The 390-nt window shown below is 49.0% G+C and carries 1 pseudogene; it reads right to left on the minus strand.

The window, feature by feature from the left end:
- Window positions 1-390 (minus strand): annotated as a pseudogene (locus AB9K26_RS10950) (gliding motility-associated C-terminal domain-containing protein); the annotation flags it as partial.

Below are 390 nucleotides of genomic sequence, written 5' to 3' on the forward strand. Positions count from 1 at the left end.
CAGTTGTCTGCCTCGTCCGTCACGTCACCAGTCAGGTTCAGGTCAGTCGCGTCCTGGTCACATTCGATAATGGTGCCAGCAGGAACCGTAAAGGTTGGATCAGTAGTATCCACCACATTGATGGTCTGTATCTGTATGTTCTCGTTACCGCATTCGTCCACAAGTGTCCAAGTTCTGGTGATGGTGTACTCATTTGCACACACACCATTAGTAATTGCGTCAGAATATGTTGCCTCCAATCCATTTGAACAGTTGTCTGCCTCGTCCGTCACGTCACCAGTCAGGTTCAGGTCAGTCGCGTCCTGGTCACATTCGATAATGGTGCCAGCAGGAACCGTAAAGGTTGGATCAGTAGTATCCACCACATTGATGGTCTGTATCTGTATGTTC

It is taken from the genome of Psychroserpens sp. XS_ASV72 (assembly GCF_041224425.1).
Classification (GTDB): domain Bacteria; phylum Bacteroidota; class Bacteroidia; order Flavobacteriales; family Flavobacteriaceae; genus Psychroserpens.